The 18,047-nt window shown below is 72.6% G+C and carries 17 protein-coding genes; 15 read left to right on the top strand and 2 right to left on the bottom strand.

The genetic code is table 11. The features are described 5' to 3' along the window. Window positions 1-4 precede the first annotated feature (4 nt). Complete coding sequence (locus tag OHU74_RS06880) at window positions 5-808, top strand: 3-oxoacyl-ACP reductase (protein WP_371615070.1); 804 nt, start codon at window positions 5-7, stop codon at window positions 806-808. A gap of 107 nt (window positions 809-915) precedes the next feature. After that, window positions 916-2,226, top strand: a complete 1,311-nt coding sequence (locus tag OHU74_RS06875; protein WP_371615069.1) for a haloacid dehalogenase-like hydrolase — start codon at window positions 916-918, stop codon at window positions 2,224-2,226. Between the two features lie 31 nt (window positions 2,227-2,257). Here OHU74_RS06875 and OHU74_RS06870 read toward each other — a convergent pair whose 3' ends face one another. Further along, entirely contained in the window at window positions 2,258-3,460 is a 1,203-nt protein-coding gene (locus tag OHU74_RS06870; protein ID WP_371615068.1) for an amino acid deaminase/aldolase, read from the bottom strand. A gap of 221 nt (window positions 3,461-3,681) precedes the next feature. On the opposite strand from OHU74_RS06870, the gene OHU74_RS06865 reads away from it, so the two are divergent. From OHU74_RS06865 to OHU74_RS06850, 4 genes are all read left to right on the top strand, one after another. Further along, a complete protein-coding gene (locus OHU74_RS06865) occupies window positions 3,682-4,104 on the top strand; it encodes a hypothetical protein (RefSeq protein WP_330295531.1) in 423 nt (140 codons plus the stop codon). A gap of 97 nt (window positions 4,105-4,201) precedes the next feature. After that, entirely contained in the window at window positions 4,202-4,975 is a 774-nt protein-coding gene (locus tag OHU74_RS06860; RefSeq protein ID WP_371615067.1) for a hypothetical protein, read from the top strand. Beyond that, on the top strand, window positions 4,972-6,234 hold the full coding sequence (mycP, locus tag OHU74_RS06855; protein ID WP_371615066.1) for a type VII secretion-associated serine protease mycosin: 1,263 nt from the start codon (window positions 4,972-4,974) through the stop codon (window positions 6,232-6,234). Before OHU74_RS06860 ends, mycP begins: the two co-directional genes overlap by 4 nt. A 17-nt stretch (window positions 6,235-6,251) precedes the next feature. Continuing rightward, the gene (locus tag OHU74_RS06850) at window positions 6,252-6,992 is read left to right on the top strand and encodes an SseB family protein (protein ID WP_371615065.1); all 741 of its coding nucleotides are present in this window, start codon (window positions 6,252-6,254) and stop codon (window positions 6,990-6,992) included. A 73-nt stretch (window positions 6,993-7,065) separates the two neighbouring features. Here OHU74_RS06850 and OHU74_RS06845 read toward each other — a convergent pair whose 3' ends face one another. Continuing rightward, window positions 7,066-7,437, bottom strand: a complete 372-nt coding sequence (locus tag OHU74_RS06845; protein WP_371615064.1) for a DUF1844 domain-containing protein — start codon at window positions 7,435-7,437, stop codon at window positions 7,066-7,068. A gap of 322 nt (window positions 7,438-7,759) precedes the next feature. Here OHU74_RS06845 and infC point away from each other — a divergent pair, with 322 nt between their 5' ends. From infC to OHU74_RS06800, 9 genes are all read left to right on the top strand, one after another. Further along, the gene (gene infC / locus OHU74_RS06840; protein ID WP_330295527.1) at window positions 7,760-8,527 is read left to right on the top strand and encodes a translation initiation factor IF-3; all 768 of its coding nucleotides are present in this window, start codon (window positions 7,760-7,762) and stop codon (window positions 8,525-8,527) included. A 103-nt stretch (window positions 8,528-8,630) separates the two neighbouring features. Continuing rightward, entirely contained in the window at window positions 8,631-8,825 is a 195-nt protein-coding gene (rpmI, locus tag OHU74_RS06835; protein ID WP_030157249.1) for a 50S ribosomal protein L35, read from the top strand. Window positions 8,826-8,928: 103 nt separating this feature from the next. After that, window positions 8,929-9,315, top strand: a complete 387-nt coding sequence (rplT, locus tag OHU74_RS06830; protein ID WP_330295526.1) for a 50S ribosomal protein L20 — start codon at window positions 8,929-8,931, stop codon at window positions 9,313-9,315. A 117-nt stretch (window positions 9,316-9,432) separates the two neighbouring features. Beyond that, window positions 9,433-10,293, top strand: a complete 861-nt coding sequence (locus tag OHU74_RS06825; protein WP_371615063.1) for a TrmH family RNA methyltransferase — start codon at window positions 9,433-9,435, stop codon at window positions 10,291-10,293. Window positions 10,294-10,348: 55 nt separating this feature from the next. Next, window positions 10,349-11,611, top strand: coding sequence for an ATP-binding protein (locus tag OHU74_RS06820; RefSeq protein ID WP_371615062.1), 1,263 nt, complete (start codon window positions 10,349-10,351; stop codon window positions 11,609-11,611). Window positions 11,612-11,764: 153 nt separating this feature from the next. Beyond that, complete coding sequence (gene pheS, locus OHU74_RS06815; RefSeq protein WP_371615061.1) at window positions 11,765-12,892, top strand: phenylalanine--tRNA ligase subunit alpha; 1,128 nt, start codon at window positions 11,765-11,767, stop codon at window positions 12,890-12,892. Next, window positions 12,892-15,420 carry a phenylalanine--tRNA ligase subunit beta gene (pheT, locus tag OHU74_RS06810; protein ID WP_371615060.1) on the top strand — a complete coding sequence of 843 codons (2,529 nt, stop codon included), beginning with the start codon at window positions 12,892-12,894 and terminating at the stop codon, window positions 15,418-15,420. Before pheS ends, pheT begins: the two co-directional genes overlap by 1 nt. Before the next feature lie 661 nt (window positions 15,421-16,081). Beyond that, the gene (locus tag OHU74_RS06805; RefSeq protein WP_371615059.1) at window positions 16,082-17,425 is read left to right on the top strand and encodes a transcriptional regulator; all 1,344 of its coding nucleotides are present in this window, start codon (window positions 16,082-16,084) and stop codon (window positions 17,423-17,425) included. A 17-nt stretch (window positions 17,426-17,442) separates the two neighbouring features. Continuing rightward, entirely contained in the window at window positions 17,443-18,009 is a 567-nt protein-coding gene (locus OHU74_RS06800; protein WP_371615058.1) for an NUDIX domain-containing protein, read from the top strand. The last annotated feature ends 38 nt before the right edge of the window (window positions 18,010-18,047 follow it).

The following is an 18,047-nucleotide window of genomic DNA, read 5'->3' as shown; positions in this document are numbered from 1 at the left end:
TCCCATGAACAGCCAGACCACCAAGAACGCCGAAGAGATCGTCTGTCGCCGCCTGGTCGGCCGCACCGCCGTCATCACCGGGGCCGGCAGCGGCATCGGCCTCGCCACCGCCCGCCGGCTGGCCTCCGAGGGAGCCAACGTCGTCTGCGGCGACATCGACGAGACCGCCGGCAAGGCCGCGGCCGAGGAGGTCGGCGGCACCTTCGTGAAGGTGGACGTCACCAGCCCGGAGGAGGTCGAGGCCCTGTTCAAGACGGCCTTCGACACCTACGGCTCGGTCGACATCGCCTTCAACAACGCCGGCATCTCGCCCCCGGACGACGACTCGATCCTCACCACCGGGCTGGAGGCCTGGAAGCGCGTCCAGGACGTCAACCTCACCTCCGTCTACCTGTGCTGCAAGGCCGCCCTGCCCTACATGCAGCGCCAGGGCCGCGGCTCGATCATCAACACCGCCTCCTTCGTCGCCCGGATGGGCGCCGCCACCTCGCAGATCTCGTACACCGCCTCCAAGGGCGGCGTGCTCGCCATGTCGCGCGAGCTCGGCGTGCAGTTCGCCCGCGAAGGCATCCGCGTCAACGCGCTCTGCCCGGGGCCCGTCAACACCCCGCTCCTGCAGGAGCTGTTCGCCAAGGACCCGGAGCGGGCCGCCCGCCGCCTGGTGCACATCCCGCTGGGCCGGTTCGCCGAGCCCACCGAGATCGCCGCAGCCGTCGCCTTCCTCGCCAGCGACGACTCCTCCTTCATCAACGCCAGCGACTTCCTGGTCGACGGCGGCATCTCCGGCGCGTACGTCACGCCGCTCTAGCCGCCACCCGGGCGTTCACCCGGAAGCCATCCCCCCGACAGCCGGGCGTCGCACGACGCCCGGCTGTCGTGCTCTAGCGTCCGAGATGATCTTCGTAGGAATCAGGAGTGTCCACCTCAGTGACCCGACCCGACACCGTACGACGGCTCCAGGCCGTCGGCGCCGCCGTCGCGATAGCCGCCGGCACCCTCGTGGCCGCCGCACCCGCCGCCCAGGCGGCCCGCCCCGGCGCCCAGTGCACCACCCCCCAGCTCAAGGCCGGCTGGTACGGGGACAACCAGGCCCGGCTCCAGCAGCTCATCGACGCCTACGGCAAGTGCAGCCCGCACCGGACCGGCCGCAACAAGCCCGTCGCCGTCTTCGACTGGGACAACACCGTCGTCAAGAACGACGTCGGCGACGCGACCATGTACTGGCTGCTGCGCAACGGCAAGATCCGCCAGCCCGCCAAGGGCGACTGGACCACCACCAGCCGCTACCTGACCCAGGCCGCCGCCAAGGCCCTGGCCGAGGCCTGCGGAACCCTCGCGAAGCCCGGAGCCCCGCTGCCCACCGGCACCCCCGGGGGCGTCGGCTGCGCCGACGAGCTGAACGCCGTCTACGGCACCGCCGCGACCCGCTCGGCCGCGCCCGCCTTCGCCGGCTGGGACCACCGGACCATCGAGCCCGCCTACGCCTGGCTGCCGCAGCTCATGCAGGGCTGGACCGCCCGCGAGATCCGCGGCTTCGCCGCCGCCGCGCAGAGCGAGAACCTGGCCGCGCCGGTCGATGCCAAGCAGCAGGTCGGCTCCACCACCGCCACCGGCTGGGTGCGCTACTACGACCAGCAGAAGGACCTCATCAACGGCCTGCAGAAGGCCGGTTTCGACGTCTGGATCAGCTCGGCCTCGCCGCAGCCGGTCGTCGAGGTGTGGGCCAAGGGCGTCGGCGTGGACCCCTCGCACGTCATCGGCATCCGCAACACCACCACGGACGGCGGGAAGTTCACCTCCCACCTCCAGGGCTGCGGGTCCGTCAAGGACGGGGAGGACACGATGATCACCTACGTGGACGGCAAGCGCTGCTGGATCAACAAGCAGGTCTTCGGGGTCCGCGGCGCCGCGGCCGAGAAGGTCCAGCCGGCCGCCCGCCGCCAGGTGTTCGCCGCGGGCGACTCCGACACCGACGTGACGTTCCTGCGGGACGCGACCGCGCTGCGGCTCGTCGTCAACCGCAACAAGAACGAGCTGATGTGCCGCGCGTACGACAACAGCGACGGCAAGTGGATCGTGAACCCGATGTTCATCCAGCCCAAGAAGCAGAAGGCGGCCGCGTACCCGTGCGCCACCACCGGCTTCACCGGCCGCGACGGCACGCCGGGGCCCGTCCTCCGGGGTGACACGAGCGTCATCCCGGACCAGACGGACACCGTCTTCTAGGAGCCTCCCGGCGCTCGTGGGCCCGGACCGGTCACAGGAAGGTGCGGCCCTCGCCCCGGTAGGTCGGTGCGGTGGCCGTCACCCGGTCGCCCTCGACGAGGTGCAACTCCTCGAAGCGCTCGCACAGTTCGCCGGCCTTGGCGTGCCGGAACCAGACCCGGTCGCCGATCAGCAGATCGTCGGCCGGGCTGCCGAGCAGCGGGGTCTGCACCTCGCCCGCCCCCTCCTGGGGGTCGTAGCGCAGGCCCTGGGGGAGGTACGGGACCGGCAGCCGGTCCGCGCCGGGCGCCCCGGAGGCCGGATATCCGCCGCCGAGCACCGTCACCACTCCGACGCCGGGCCGGCGCACCACCGGCTGGGCGAACAGCGCCGCGGGCCGGCCGCTGAAAGAGGTGTAGTTGTCGAACAACCGCGGTACGTAGAGCCCCGAACCGGCGGCGATCTCCGTGACCGCGTCCTCGGCGGCGGTCTGCTGCACGCTGCCGGTGCCGCCCCCGTTGACGAACTCCAGGTCCGGGACCACCGCGCGCACGGCCCGGACGGCCTCGGCCCGGCGGGCGGCCAGTTCCTTGCGGGCGGCGCCCTGCATCAGGCGGATGACGCGCGAGCGCACCGGACGCCCCGCGAGAGAGTCGCCGACCCCGGCCACGTGGCCCTCGTAGCCCATCAGTCCGACGACCCGGAAGCCGGGCCGGGAGACCACCGCGCGGGCCAGCGCGGCCAGCTGGGCCGGTTCGCGCAGCGGGGAGCGGCGGGCGCCGACGCGCACCTTGCCGCCGAGGAACTGCAGGGCGGTGTCCAGCTCCAGGCAGACCCGGATCTCCTGCGTCCCGCCGTCGCGGGCCCGGTCGATGAGCTCCAGCTGGGCGGGGTCGTCGATCATCACGGTCACCGCGCCGGCCAGCTTCGGATCGGCGGCGAGTTCGGCGAATCCGGCCCGGTCGGCCGACGGGTAGGCCAGCAGCACGTCCTCGAATCCGGAGCGGGCCAGCCAGATCGATTCGCCGAGGGTGTAGGACATGATCCCGGCGAACCCGGGCCGGGCCAGGACCCGTTCGAGCAGCACGCGGCACCGTACGGACTTGCTGGCCACCCGGATCGGCTTCCCGCCGGCCCGGCGCACCAGGTCGTCGGCGTTGGCGTCGAACGCCTCCAGGTCCACGAGGGCGAGCGGGGCGTCGAGGTGCGCGGTGGCCCGGTCGTATCGGGCCCGATCGGCGGCGGGGGAGTTCATGGGCGGCAGCCTGCCAGATGGGTGTACCCGTGGGTAGGGGGGGTGAGGGGGGATCCCGCGCTCCCGGCCAGGTCAGGGACCCGGGTGACGGGCGGGTCAATATTTGGTCTCGACCAGTGGATGCCCGTTTTGGCCGTTGAGACGCCCGTTCGAATGTGACTACTCTCGCCCGTCCCCGGCCGATGTCCGGCGGGGAGTCACTATTCAGGGGGAAGCGCCAGATGGCGATCCGTAAGTCCACCATGCAGGAGCAGGTCGCACAGGCCATCCGCGAGATCGAGCCGACCGACCGCCCGGTGGTCACCTTCCACACCATCACCGGCCCGAGCCCCTGGCTGATGAACGAGCTCGGCCTGATCGGCCAGCTCTTCGTGAAGTACTACTTCGTCACCCTGACCGAGCAGGTCGTCGTCGTCCACCGCGCCTCCCGGGTCAGCAACCGCCCCAAGGAGCTCGTGCACGTCATCCCGCTCGCCGAGGCCCGCGACAAGGTCACCGACGTGAACCGCAACACCCTGTGGTCCTCCCTGCGCTTCCTCTTCCCGGGCGACGAGAAGCCGACCCGCCTGAACATCAACCGGTACTGGCGCAACGAGCTGGACCAGTTCGTGCCGGCGCTGAGGGGCAATCAGATCGCCCAGTAGGCCCCCGGCCCCGCGGGCCCGCGCAGGCGGGTCCGCGTGTGCGGGCGCGTAAGGTTGTGGGCAGGCAGCCGTACGGAACGGGGGGCGGAGCCGCCGGATGAGCACGTCCACACCGCACGGCGAGGTCCTGGCCGCGCCCGACCGGCCCCCGGCCCCGCCCCGGCGCAGGCCCGCCAGGGTGTTCGCCGCCGTGGTGTGCGGACTCCTGGGCCTCGGTCTCACCGGAGCCGCCGGCCACACGGCCGTCACCGAACACCGCGCGAAACACCGGCCCCTGGCCGCCGGAGCCGCCTACCTCAAGGCCGCCTCCCTCTGGCACGAGACCCCCGTCGACGCCCTTTTCCCGCCCGTCCTCGGCGCGGACGGCGCCGGGCCCGGCGGCGCCGACCGCACGTGGACCCGTATCGCCCTCGCCCCGGACGCCGACTGTCCCACCGCCCTCGGCGCCGACTGGCGGGCCCTGTTCGCCGGAGCCGGCTGCACCCGCGTGCTCCGGGCCACCTACACCGACGCCACCCGCAGTTCGCTCGTCACCGTCGGCATGGTCTTCACCCCCGGCGACGCCGCCGCCATGAACTCCCTGCGCGGCCGGCTCACGGCCCCGCCCGGCTACGGGTTCCCCGACGACCGGCGCGCCGCCTGGACGGCCTCCGTGCTGCCCGAGGCCCCCGTCGTCGTCTACGGAGTCTCCGCGTTCGCCGACGGCCGGATCCTGGACGCCCCCCGCCCCGCCGAGGACACGATGGCCAAGGACGCCACCGGAGCCGTGGCCCAGGCGGGCCTCGGCCACGAGGCCAAGGCCGTCACCGATCAACTGGCACGCGCCGTACGGGCCCTCGCCGCCCCGCCCGCCCCGGAGCCGGCCCGATGAGCCGCTCGCAGGCCCGGCCGGTGCAGGGCTCGGGAGCCGGTCCGGCAGCCGGTCCCACCAGCCGCTCCGGAGCCGGTCCGGCGCGGCGGCGCGCGGCCGCCGCAGGGATCGCCCTCGGAGCCCTCCTCGTCGCCGTCGCCGTGCCCCCGGCCGCCGCCGACGCCATCCGCGACCGCCAGTGGGGCCTCATCGCCCTGCGCGCCGAGGAGGCCTGGGGCACCACCCGGGGCAAGGGGGTCACCGTCGCCGTCCTCGACACCGGGGTCGACGCCACCCACCCCGACCTGGCGGGCCAGGTCCTCGACGGCACCGACCTCGTCGGCATGGGCGCCGGCCCCGGGGACCGCGCCTGGGCCCGGCACGGCACCGCCATGGCCGGGATCATCGCCGGACACGGCCACGGCGCCAACCGCCGGCAGGGCGTCTTCGGCATCGCCCCCCAGGCGAAGATCCTCCCGGTCCGCGTGATCCTGGAGGAGGGCGACCCCGGCCGGGCCAAGGCCCGCGACAGCAAGGGCGGCGCCCTCGCCGAGGGCATCCGCTGGGCCGCCGACCACGGCGCCGACGTGATCAACCTGTCCCTCGGCGACGACAGCAGCTCCGCCCACCACGAGGCGGGCGAGGACGAGGCCGTCCAGTACGCCCTCGCCAAGGGGGTGGTCGTCGTCGCCTCCGCCGGCAACGGCGGCGAACAGGGCGACCACGCCTCCTACCCGGCCGCCTATCCCGGGGTCATTGCCGTCACGGCCGTCGACCGGGGCGGCAAGAAGGCCCCCTTCTCCACCCGCAGTTGGTACGCCACCGTCAGCGCCCCCGGAGTCGACGTGGTCATCGCCGACCCCGACCGCTCCTACTACGAGGGCTGGGGCACCAGCGCCGCCTCCGCCTTCGTCTCCGGTGCGGTCGCCCTGGTCGAGGCCGCCCACCCCGGGCTCTCCCCGGCGCAGATCAAGAAGCTGCTGGAGAGCACCGCCTCCGGCTCCCCGGCCGGCGGCCGCGACGACTCCCGCGGCTACGGCCTGGTGGACCCGGTCGCCGCCCTCCAGGCCGCCGAGTCGCTGACCGCCGAGCCGCCGGTCCCGCTGCCCGTCCCGACCGGGCAGCCCTACTTCGGCTCCGGCCCCGACCCGGTGCGCAGCCCCGAGCGCGGTGCCCGCCTGGGCGCTCCGGCGGGAGCCGCCGGAGGGCTGGCGCTGCTCGTGGCGGCCGGCGTACTGGCCCGGCGGCCCCGGGCCGCGCGGGGGGATAGGGTCGGGTAACTGTGGGAAACAAAAACATGGCGATCAAAAACATTCCGGACCCGGGCTTCTCCGACGACGACGGCTCCGCGGACCCCCGCCTGAGCGCGGCCCTGGCCGCCTGGGCCGAGGACAGGAGCACGGAGCCGCAGGTGCTGGCCGCCCTGAAGGACGCCCGCCTGCTGGTGCCCGTCGTCGCCGTCCTCGGCGAGGTGGAGACCGACCCCGAGACCGGGCTCAAGCGGGAGAAGACCAGCGACATGGCCGTCCCCACCCTGCGGGCCGGGGACCGGCGGGCGCTGCCCGCCTTCACCTCCATCGCCTCGCTGGCCCTGTGGGACCCGGCAGCCCGCCCGGTGGCCGTCCCGCTGCACCAGGCCCTGGCCGCCGCGGCCCACGAGAAGGCCGACACCGTCGTCCTCGATCTGGCCGGCCCGGTCACCTACCAGCTCACCGGCCCGGCGCTGCTCGCGCTGGCCGAGGGCCGCACCGACGCCGGGCCGCTGGCCGACCCCGCCGTGCGCGAGGCGGTACGGGCCGTCGTGGCGGCGGAGCCGGCCGTGCTCGGCGCCCACCTGGGCCCCGGCGGCGAGGACGCCGACGGCACCCTGGCGATCGTGCTGGCCGCGGGTCCCGAGGCTCCGGCCGCGGCCCGGCGGGTCGCAGAGGCCCTCGCCGGCGACCCGACCCTGCGCGCACGCCTCGTAGGAGGGCTGGACCTGGCGCTGCTCCCGCAGGGGGCGCCGGTTCCGCCGGGCGAGCCGCTGTTCACGCGCTGAGACTCCGTAGAACGAGCGAGAGGCACCCGGGAGCCTTCCCGGGTGCCTCTGTCGTTCTGCCGTGCGGCGGGGGTCAGGAGTACACGGGACCCGTGAACTTCTCGCCCGGCCCCTGGCCCGGCTCGTCCGGCACCAGCGAGGCCTCGCGGAAGGCGAGCTGGAGGGACTTCAGGCCGTCGCGCAGCGGGGCGGCGTGGAAGGAGCTGATCTCGGTGGCGCTCGCGGTGACCAGGCCGGCCAGGGCGTTGATCAGCTTGCGGGCCTCGTCGAGGTCCTTGTGTTCGGAGTCCGGCTTGTCCAGGCCCAGGTTGACCGCTGCCGCACTGAGCAGGTGGACGGCCACCGTGGTGATGACCTCGACCGCCGGCACGTCCGCGATGTCGCGGGTCATGTCGTCGTAGTCGGGGGATTCGTGCGTGGAACCGGAGGGCGTCGCGTCAGTCATGTGCCACACGATATGCCGTGCGGCAGGCTTGCAACGCGGGTGCTAGTATGTACTTCGACCGGCCGGACACTTATGTGCCCGGCCCACAAGTGGAGGCTCCGATTCTCCCACCTGGCCACCCTCACGGGAGGCAGGTCACCGGTCAGGCGGTATCCATCGTTCCGTACGGACGATGGAAAGCTGCCCGATTTTGCGCCCCGCGGTTCGCACGCGACGGTGCTCCGGTTGTATTGGAGCCCCTCCTTGTGCCCGGCGGGGCTTTTTTCATTCCCGCCGCGGTCGGTCTGACGGAAAAACGTCAGCGGCTGTCCTCCAGGCAGCCGTGTGGTGCTACCGAGGAGGATCCATCAGCACCGAGCCCCGCATCAACGACCGGATTCGCGTTCCCGAGGTACGACTCGTCGGCCCCAGCGGCGAGCAGGTCGGCATCGTGCCGCTTGCGAAGGCGCTCGAGCTTGCGCAGGAGTACGACCTCGACCTGGTCGAGGTCGCGGCGTCCGCACGCCCGCCGGTCTGCAAGCTCATGGACTACGGCAAGTTCAAGTACGAGTCGGCCATGAAGGCCCGTGAGGCGCGCAAGAACCAGGCGCACACGGTCATCAAGGAAATGAAGCTCCGGCCGAAGATCGACCCGCACGACTATGACACCAAGAAGGGTCACGTCGTTCGGTTCCTCAAGCAGGGCGACAAGGTCAAGATCACGATCATGTTCCGTGGTCGCGAGCAGTCCAGGCCGGAACTCGGCTACCGACTGCTGCAGCGCCTCGCTTCGGACGTCGAGGACCTCGGGTTCATCGAGTCGAACCCGAAGCAGGACGGCCGAAACATGATCATGGTTCTCGGTCCGCACAAGAAGAAGACCGAGGCGATGGCCGAAGCCCGCGAGGCGCAGGCCGCCCGCAAGGCCGAGCGCCAGGGTGTTGCGGTCAGCGACGAGAGTGGTGACGAGGCTGCGGCCGCCGACGCCGCGCTCGAGGCCGAGAACGCCGCACTCGAAGCCGAGGACGTGGACGCAGAGGACGCCTCCGACGAGGCGACCGACGCCCCCGACGAGGCAGCCGCCTCTCACGAGGCTCCTGCCGAGGCCTGATTCCGAGGCAGCCCGTCTCGGATTCACCGACACAATATGACGCTCCCGAGCCGGTCCCGAGCAGGACCGGTGGGGACGCCACCGACGAGGAGATAACGGCGCTATGCCGAAGAACAAGACGCACAGCGGGACCAAGAAGCGCTTCAAGATCACCGGCTCCGGCAAGGTGCTCCGCGAGCGCGCTGGCAAGCGCCACCTGCTCGAGCACAAGTCGTCCCGTGTCACCCGTCGCCTCACCGGCACCGCGGAGATGGCCCCCGGCGACGCCGCGAAGATCAAGAAGCTTCTCGGCAAGTGACGTCCCTCCGCTCCCCTTTCGCGGGAGCGGGACGTCAGGACCGGGACCCCATCGAATTCGGGCCGTGTGAAGAACACCACGGCCCCGCTACAAGGAGTTAAAAGTGGCACGCGTCAAGCGGGCAATCAACGCCCACAAGAAGCGCCGGGCAATCCTCGAGGCGGCCAAGGGCTACCGCGGTCAGCGTTCGCGCCTGTACCGCAAGGCCAAGGAGCAGGTCACCCACTCGCTGGTCTACAACTTCAACGACCGCAAGAAGCGCAAGGGCGACTTCCGTCAGCTGTGGATCCAGCGCATCAACGCTGCTGCCCGCCAGAACGGCATGACGTACAACCGCCTCATCCAGGGTCTGAAGGCCGCCAACATCGAGGTGGACCGCAAGATCCTCGCCGAGCTGGCCGTCAACGACGCCAACGCGTTCGCCGCGCTGGTCGAGGTTGCGCAGAAGGCCCTTCCGGCCGACGTCAACGCCCCGAAGGTCGCTGCCTAAGCAGCACGCCTTCAAGGCTGCAGTAATTTGCCCGGACCCGCAGGCCTCGCGCCTGCGGGTCCGGTGCGTTGTCCGACGAGTTCCACCCGCAGTACGCACGGAAGCGAGCCGACCGCCATGGGTACCCCCGCCGAGCTGATCTCCCCCCGGTCCACCCGGGTGGCCGCCGCCAGGCGACTGGCGCGCCGCAACTTCCGCACCAAGGAGCGCCGGTTCATCGCCGAGGGCCCGCAGGCCGTGCGCGAGGCCGTCGAGCACCGGAGCGCGGAGGGAACCTCGACCCTGATCGAGCTGTTCGCCACCGTCGAGGCCGCCGAGCGCTACGCCGACATCGTCGACGCCGCGCTCGCCGCCGGGGCCCGCGTCCACTACGCCTCCGACGAGGTGCTCGCCGAGGTCTCGCAGACCGTGACCCCGCAGGGCCTCGTGGGCGTCTGCCACTTCCTCGACTCGCCCTTCGAGGAGATCCTCAAGGCCGGGCCGAAGCTGGTCGCCGTCCTCGCCCACGTCCGCGACCCCGGCAACGCCGGTACGGTGCTGCGCTGCGCGGACGCCGCCGGCGCCGACGCGGTGGTGCTGACCGACGCCTCCGTGGACCTGTACAACCCCAAGTCGGTACGGGCCTCCGTGGGCTCCCTCTTCCACCTCCCGGTGGCCGTCGGCGTCCCCGTCGAGCAGGCCGTCGCGGGGCTGCGCGCGGCCGGCGTACGGATCCTGGCCGCCGACGGGGCCGGTGACGAGGACCTCGACGCCGAGCTGGACGCGGGCACCATGGGCGGACCCTCGGCCTGGATCTTCGGCAACGAGGCCTGGGGCCTGCCCGAGGAGACCCGGGCGCTCGCCGACGCGGTGGTGAGGGTCCCGATCCACGGCAAGGCCGAGAGCCTGAACCTCGCCACGGCCGCCGCCGTGTGCCTCTACGCCTCCGCTCGTGCACAGCGGGCGCCCGGAGGGTGCCGCTCCGTGACCCCCAGCTAGTAATGTGGCGGCCCGGGGGCCCACTGCGGTACTCGGAGATGTGGGGTACGGGGACATGACCGTCGGTACGAACAGCTCGCCGGGGTCCGCCAAGGCGGCCGGCACACCGGTCCTGGCGGCCGCGTCCCAGCGGGCCGAGACCGCCAGGGTGCCCGCACAGCCCGCGCAGGCCTCCCACCCCGCGCACGCATGCCCCGTAGGCCTCTCGGGTGCCGGGCCGCAGGGCGCGCAGGGGAACGGGGAGTGGGCCGGACTCGGGATCGACCCCGACGACCTGCCCGACGGGCTCGTCATCGCCGATGCCACCGGCCGGGTCGTCTGCTTCAACTCCGCCGCCGCGCGCATCACCGCCCTCCCGGCGGACGACGCGATCGGAGTGGGCATCGAGCAGGCGCTCCCGCTCGAAGACCTCGAAGGCCGCCGCTGGTGGGCGCTGACCGACCCCTACGGGGGCCTCCTCACCCGGCGCGGACAGCCCGAGCGCAACCTGCTGCTCCCCGGCGGCCGCGAGGTGCTGGTCTCCGCCCGCTACGTGCGCACCCACCCCAGGGGCCCGCTGAGCCGCCTCGTGGTCACCCTGCGGGGCACCGAGGCCCGGCGGCGCACCGAGCGCAGCCACGCCGAGCTCATCGCCACGGTCGCCCACGAGCTGCGCTCGCCGCTGACCTCGGTCAAGGGGTTCACGGCGACGCTGCTGGCCAAGTGGGAGCGGTTCACCGACGACCAGAAGCGGCTGATGCTGGAGACCGTCGACGCCGACGCCAACCGCGTCACCCGGCTCATCGCCGAGCTCCTGGACATCTCCCGCATCGACTCGGGCCGCCTCGAGGTGCGCCGCCAGCCGGTGGACATGGCCACGGCGGTCGGCCGGCACGTCCAGGCGCTCACCGCGAACGGCCAGGCCCCGGAGCGGTTCCTCGTGAGCGTGAGCCGCCCGCTGCCCGATCTGTGGGCGGACCCGGACAAAATTGACCAGATCCTCGGCAACCTGCTCGAAAATGCGGTGCGACACGGCGAGGGAACGGTCACCATCGAGGTAGCACCGACCAGCTTCGCGAACGCCGCGGGGAAGACCGAGAAGGGAACCGCTGTCACCGTGACCGATGAGGGCCCCGGGATCCCCGAAGAGTCGATGGGCCGCGTCTTCACCCGCTTCTGGCGGGGCAGCAAGCGCGGCGGCACCGGCCTGGGCCTGTACATCGTCAAGGGGATCGTGGAAGCCCACGGCGGCACCATCAGGGTCGGCCGCGGCCCCGGCGGCGGGGCCGAGTTCCGATTTATCCTGCCCGTCGCCGCCCCGGCGTACCTCACGCAGTAGACCTGCGGAGCGTCCCGCCAGGAAGCCCGACGGGCCCCTTCACCCCCAGCGACCTTTAGACTCGACCTTTGGCACCTTTGTGTCCTTGTGCCGAGCGCGTCGTGCGTATCGCGGCGGGGACCCACCAGCCAGCCATCGGAAGTACGGGAAGAGATGTCGGCACCGAACAAGTCGTACGACCCTGTTGAGGTCGAGGCACTGAAACCGGAAGAGATCGAGCGCATGCGGGACGAGGCGCTCGCCGCCTTCGCCTCCGCCGGCGACCTCGACGCGCTGCGCGAGGCGAAGACCGCGCACATGGGCGACCGCTCGCCCCTGGCGCTCGCCAACCGCGAGATCGGCGCGCTGCCGCCGCAGGCCAAGGCCGCGGCGGGCAAGATCGTGGGCCAGGCCCGCGGTGCCGTGAACAAGGCCTTCGGGGCCCGCACGGTCGCGCTCGAAGCCGAGCGCGACGAGCGGGTGCTGGTCGAGGAGGCAGTGGACGTCACGCTGCCCTACGACCGGGTTCCGGCCGGCGCCCGGCACCCCCTGACCACGCTGATGGACCGCATCGCGGACATCTTCGTGGCCATGGGGTACGAGGTCGCGGAGGGCCCCGAGGTCGAGGCGGAGTGGTTCAACTTCGACGCCCTCAACTTCACTCCCGACCACCCGGCACGCCAGATGCAGGACACCTTCTTCGTCAAGGGCCCCGAGGGCACCGAAGGCGACGAGTCCGGCGTCGTGCTGCGCACCCACACCTCCCCGGTGCAGGCGCGCTCGCTGCTGGAGCGCAAGCCCCCCGTCTACATCGTGTGCCCCGGGCGGGTGTACCGCACCGACGAGCTCGACGCGACGCACACCCCGGTCTTCCACCAGGTCGAGCTGCTCGCCGTGGACGAGGGCCTGACCATGGCGGACCTCAAGGGCACCATGGACCACATGGTCCAGGAGCTGTTCGGCGAGGGCACCACCACGCGCCTGCGCCCGCACTTCTTCCCCTTCACCGAGCCGTCCGCCGAAATGGACATGCAGTGCTACGTGTGCCGCGGCGAATCGGTGGGCAACCCCGACCGCCCGTGCCGCACCTGCTCCAGCGAGGGCTGGATCGAGCTCGGCGGCTGCGGAATGGTCAACCCCAAGGTGCTCATCGCCTGCGGTGTGGACCCGGAGAAGTACAGCGGATTCGCCTTCGGGTTCGGCATCGAGCGGATGCTGATGTTCCGCCACAACGTCGAAGACATGCGAGACATGGTCGAGGGTGACATCCGTTTCACCCGGCCGTTCGGGATGGAGATCTGATGCGGGTCCCGCTTTCTTGGCTGCGGGAGTACGTCGACCTCCCCGCGGGTGAAACCGGTCGCGACGTCGCGACCAAGCTCGTCGACGCCGGCCTCGAGGTCGAGACCGTCGAGCAGCTCGGCGGCGGGCTCAAGGGCCCGCTCGTCGTCGGCCAGGTGCTGACCATCGAGGAGCTGGAAGGCTTCCGCAAGCCGATCCGCTTCTGCACGGTGGACGTCGGCCACGCCAACGGCACCGGCCTGCCGCAGGAGATCGTCTGCGGCGCCCGGAACTTCTCCGTCGGCGACAAGGTCGTCGTGGTCCTGCCCGGCGCGGTGCTGCCCGGCGACTTCGCGATCGCCTCGCGCGAGACCTACGGCCGCACCTCGCACGGCATGATCTGCTCCGGCGACGAGCTGGGCATGGGCGACGACGGCACGCACGGCATCATCGTGCTGCCGCACGAGCACGAGGTCGGCACCGACGCGATCAAGCTCCTGGAGCTGGTCGACGAGGTCCTCGACATCGACATCACCCCGGACCGCGGCTACTGCATGTCCATGCGCGGTGTGGCCCGCGAGGCCGCCACCGCGTACGGCCTGCCGCTGCGCGACCCGGCACTGCTCGACGTGCCCGCGCCGAACTCGTACGGCTACGCCGTCAAGATCGACGACCCGCAGGGCTGCGACCGCTTCACCGCGCGCACCGTGACCGGTCTCGACCCCGAGGCGCGCTCCCCGATCTGGCTCACGCGCCGCCTGCAGAAGGCGGGCATGCGCCCGATCTCGCTCGCCGTCGACATCACCAACTACGTGATGCTCGAGCTCGGCCAGCCGCTGCACGCCTACGACCGCTCGCGCATCGACGGCGCCATCGGCGTCCGCCGTGCCGAGCAGGGCGAGAAGTTCACCACCCTCGACGGGGTCAAGCGCACGCTCGACGCCGAGGACCTGGTGATCACCGACAACAGCGGCCCCATCGGGCTCGCCGGCGTCATGGGCGGGGCCAACACCGAGATCGCCGACTCCGTCACGGACCCGGCGACCGGCGTGGTCACCGGCACCACCGAGGTGGTCGTGGAGGCCGCGCACTTCGACTCCGTGTCGATCTCGCGCACCGCCCGCCGCCTCAAGCTGTCCTCCGAGGCCTCCAAGCGCTTCGAGCGCGGTGTGGACCCGCAGGCCGCCGCCGCGGCCGCGCAGCGCACCGTGGACATGCTCGTCCTGCTCGCCGGCGGCACCGCCGAGGCCGGAGTCACCGAGCTCACCGCCCCGGGCGCCCCGCACACCATCGCGATGAGCGCGGACCACCCCGACCGGGTCGCCGGCATGGAGTACGGCCGCGAGACCGTCGTACGCCGCCTCCAGGAGGTCGGCTGCGACGTCTACGGCCAGGACGAGCTCGTCGTCACCGTCCCCTCGTGGCGGCCCGACCTCGCCGAGCCCAACGACCTCGCCGAAGAGGTCATCCGGCTGGAGGGCTACGGGAACCTCCCGTCGACCCTCCCGCAGGTGCCCTCCGGCCGCGGTCTGACCGCCCGGCAGCAGCTGCACCGCCGGGTGGGCCGCGCGCTGGCCGGCGCGGGCTACGTGGAGGCGCTCAGCTACCCCTTCGTCGGGGAGGGCGTCTTCGACCAGCTCCAGCTGTCCGCGCACGACGCCTCCCGCCAGGTCGTCAAGCTGGTCAACCCGATCTCCGACGAGGAGCCGGCGCTGCGCACCACGCTGCTGCCGGGTCTGCTCGGCGCGCTGCGCCGCAACGACAGCCGCGGCAGCCACGACCTCGCCCTCTTCGAGACCGGCTCGGTCTTCCGGGCCGCCGCGCAGCCGGGCGTAGCCGTACGGCTGCCCGCCGACCGGCGTCCCACCGACGAGGAGATCGCCACCCTGAACGCGGCCCTGCCCGCGCAGCCGCGCTACGCCGCGGTCGTGCTGGCCGGGGCCCGCGAGCAGGCCGGCTGGTGGGGCAAGGGCCACCCGGCCGACTGGGCCGACGCGATCCAGGCGGCCCGCTCGCTGGCCGTCGAGGCCGGTGCGGAGCTGGTCGTGCGCCAGGGCCAGTACGGCCCCTGGCACCCGGGCCGCTGCGCCGAGCTGATCGTCACCCTCGACGGGGTGGAGACGGTCATCGGCCACGCCGGTGAGCTGCACCCGCGGGTGGTCAAGGCGATGGGCCTGCCGGCCCGCACCAGCGCGATGGAGCTCGACCTGGACCGCCTCGCGGCGGCCGGCGGCGAGGCCCTCCAGGCGCCCCGGATCTCCTCCTTCCCGGTGGCGACCCAGGACGTGGCGCTGATCGTCGACGCGTCGGTTCCGGCCGCCACGGTCGAGGCCGCGCTGCGCAAGGGAGCCGGTGAGCTCCTGGAGTCGCTGCGGCTGTTCGACGTCTTCGAGGGCGAGCAGGTGGGCGAGGGCAAGAAGTCCCTGGCCTATGCGCTGCGCTTCCGGGCGGCCGACCGGACGCTGACGGCTGAGGAGTCGACGGCGGCGCGTGACGCGGCCGTTGCCCTGGCCGGTGAGCGCACGGGCGCGGTGCTGCGCGGAGCGTAGCCGCCGGAGCTTGGCCTGAGGGGGTGCATCCCGATCCGGGGTGCGCCCCCTTATGCGTTCCCTGGCTGCGTGGGGCGGGCCGGGCCCTGCGGGGCTGGTCCCCTACCCGCCCTTCCACCGTTCCCCGGGCTCTGCCCGGACCCGGTCCTCAAACGCCGGACGGGCTGAATACTCCAGCCCGTCCGGCGTTTGAGGACCGGGGTCCGGGCAGAGCCCCGGTTTCGGGAAGGGGCGGGGTGGGGGAAGCCGCCCGCAGGGCTCCGTGGGCGCCGGGGCGCGGACGTCCGGGCGGCTGGGGCGCGGACGTCCGCGCCGGAATCGGGGACCACGCGGGCCGGGCCCGGTGGGTGGGCCCGGCACGCGTTCGGTCCGGCTCGGACGGGGCCCGGCGACCAACCAGGGCCCGGCGGAGCCGAAGCGCGCCGCCCGCCTGCCGTGGAGTGTCGGGCAGACAACAGGACGGGCGGCGCGGTTTTCGGGTCGTCGCACTGTACGAGGGGGAGCCGACGACCCGGGCTACCTCTTGGCGAGGCCCTTAAGTGAAGCGCCCGCAGGGGGTCCCCCGGGAGGGTGCGTATCGCATTTATGCGCGTACTGCGTTCACACCCCGTGTGAACCCCTCACCCATTAGCCTGGGTTCGACGAGCCCTTGGAGGGGCCTATGCAGCCCAACGCACTGCTCGATGCCCTCCTCGCCGAGGCGGGCATGTCCCACGCCGGACTCGCCGCGCACGTGAACCAGGCGGGCCGCACCCGGGGACTGGCACTGCGCTACGAACACACCGCCGTGGCACGGTGGTTGAAGGGGCAGCGGCCCCGCGGGCAGGTGCCCGACCTGATCTGCGAGGTGGTCGGAGGCAGGCTGGGCCGGGCGCTGTGCCTCGACGACGTCGGGTTCGGGGTGCCGGGGCAGCAGGGCGCGGGCTCGCACGCGTCCCCGCTCAGCGGCTTCGTCGACCGGGCGGCCGCCCTGTGGCGTTCCGACGGGCAGGGCCGGCTCCCGATGCTCAGCGCCGAGGCCCTCACGGGGACGCCCGCCGTGATGCCGGTGTGGGAGTGGGAGAACCCGCCGGAGGACGCCGACGTGTCCCGCGAGGGGCCCACCCGGGTCGGCCCCGAGCACATCGAGATCCTGCGGGCCGCCCGCGCGCACTACGAGCTGATGTACCGCCGGGCCGGCGGCGTGGCCACCCGCGACCGGATCGTGCGCTTCCTCGGCAGCGAGACCGCCCCGATGCTGCGCGGCAGTTACTCCGACGGGCTCGGCCGCAGCCTGCACCGGGCGACCGGTTCCCTGGTGGCGGTGGCGGGGATCTGCGCGTACGACTCGGACGCCCACGGGCTGGCCCAGCGGTACTTCCACCAGGCCCTGCGGCTGGCCAAGGCGAGCGGGGACCGCGGGTTGGGGGCGTACGTGATCGCGCTGATCGTCAACCAGTCCCTGCACCTACGGGAGTTCCGCCAGGCCGTGGCCTTCGCCGAGGCCGCCCTGCGCGCCGCGGGCCGGCACACCACCCCGGCGCTGGCCGCCGACCTGTACGCCATGCAGGCCAAGGCGTACGCCCAACTCGGAGACACGGCCGCCGCGTTGGCATGCATCCGCAACGCGGAGGCGGCCGCGGAGCGGATCAGGCCGGGCACGGAGCCCGACGAGACGGGGTACGTGCAGCCCGGGCTGGTCAACGTACAGGTGGCCGAGGCGCTGCTGGGGATGGGGGACCTGCGGGGGGCCCATGAGCAGGCCGCGGCGGCGGTGGGGACCCCCGCGCACGACCGGGGCCGTGTGCACCGCCTCGCGATGCTGTGCGAGATCCAGTTGCGCCAGGGCGAGGCAGACCAGGCGGTGGCTTCGGCGGCGGAGATGGCCGAGCGGGCCAAGGGCATGGAGTCGCTGCGGCTTCGCGACCGGCTTCGGGCGGTCCGCGAACAGCTGCTGACCAGCGGTTGTTCGGGTGCGGAGGAGACCGCGGAGCTCATCGACGGAGCGCTGCGCGTTCCCCTGTGACCGGGTGAACTGCTGCCATGTTGCCACCTACTCGATCGGAAGGTGGCAGAACCGTGCAGTGGATGAACCTGAGTGAGCAAACCGTGTATGCCAACCGTTGGTTCGACGTGAACCTCGCCGATGTGGAACTCCCCGACGGCCGGCACCTGGACCACTTCGTGATCCGGCTGCGCCCGGTCGCCGTCGCCACGGCCGTCAACGAGGCCAACGAGGTGCTGCTGTTGTGGCGCCACCGCTTCATCACCGACAGCTGGGGCTGGGAACTGCCCGCCGGGGTGGTCGAGGACGGCGAATCGCTGGAGGAGGCCGCCGCCCGGGAGATGGAGGAGGAGTCGGGCTGGCGGCCCGGCCCGCTCCGCCACCTGATGACCGTGGAGCCGTCCAACGGGCTGACCGACGCCCGCCACCACCTCTACTGGGCGGACGGAGCCACGTACATCGGCCACCCCGAGGACGCCTTCGAGTCCTCGCGCCGCGCATGGGTCCCGCTCAAGCTGGTGCCGGACATGATCGCGCGCGGCGAGGTCCCGGCCGCCAATATGGCGGCCGGGCTGCTGCTACTGCACCACCTGCGGCTCGGCTAGCGCCGTGACCGGACCGGGACCCGGCGCCGGCGACCGGT

Origin of the sequence: Streptomyces sp. NBC_00454 (assembly GCF_041434015.1) — a bacterium.
GTDB lineage: Bacteria > Actinomycetota > Actinomycetes > Streptomycetales > Streptomycetaceae > Streptomyces.
This window is presented reverse-complemented; position numbering and strand designations above follow the sequence as displayed.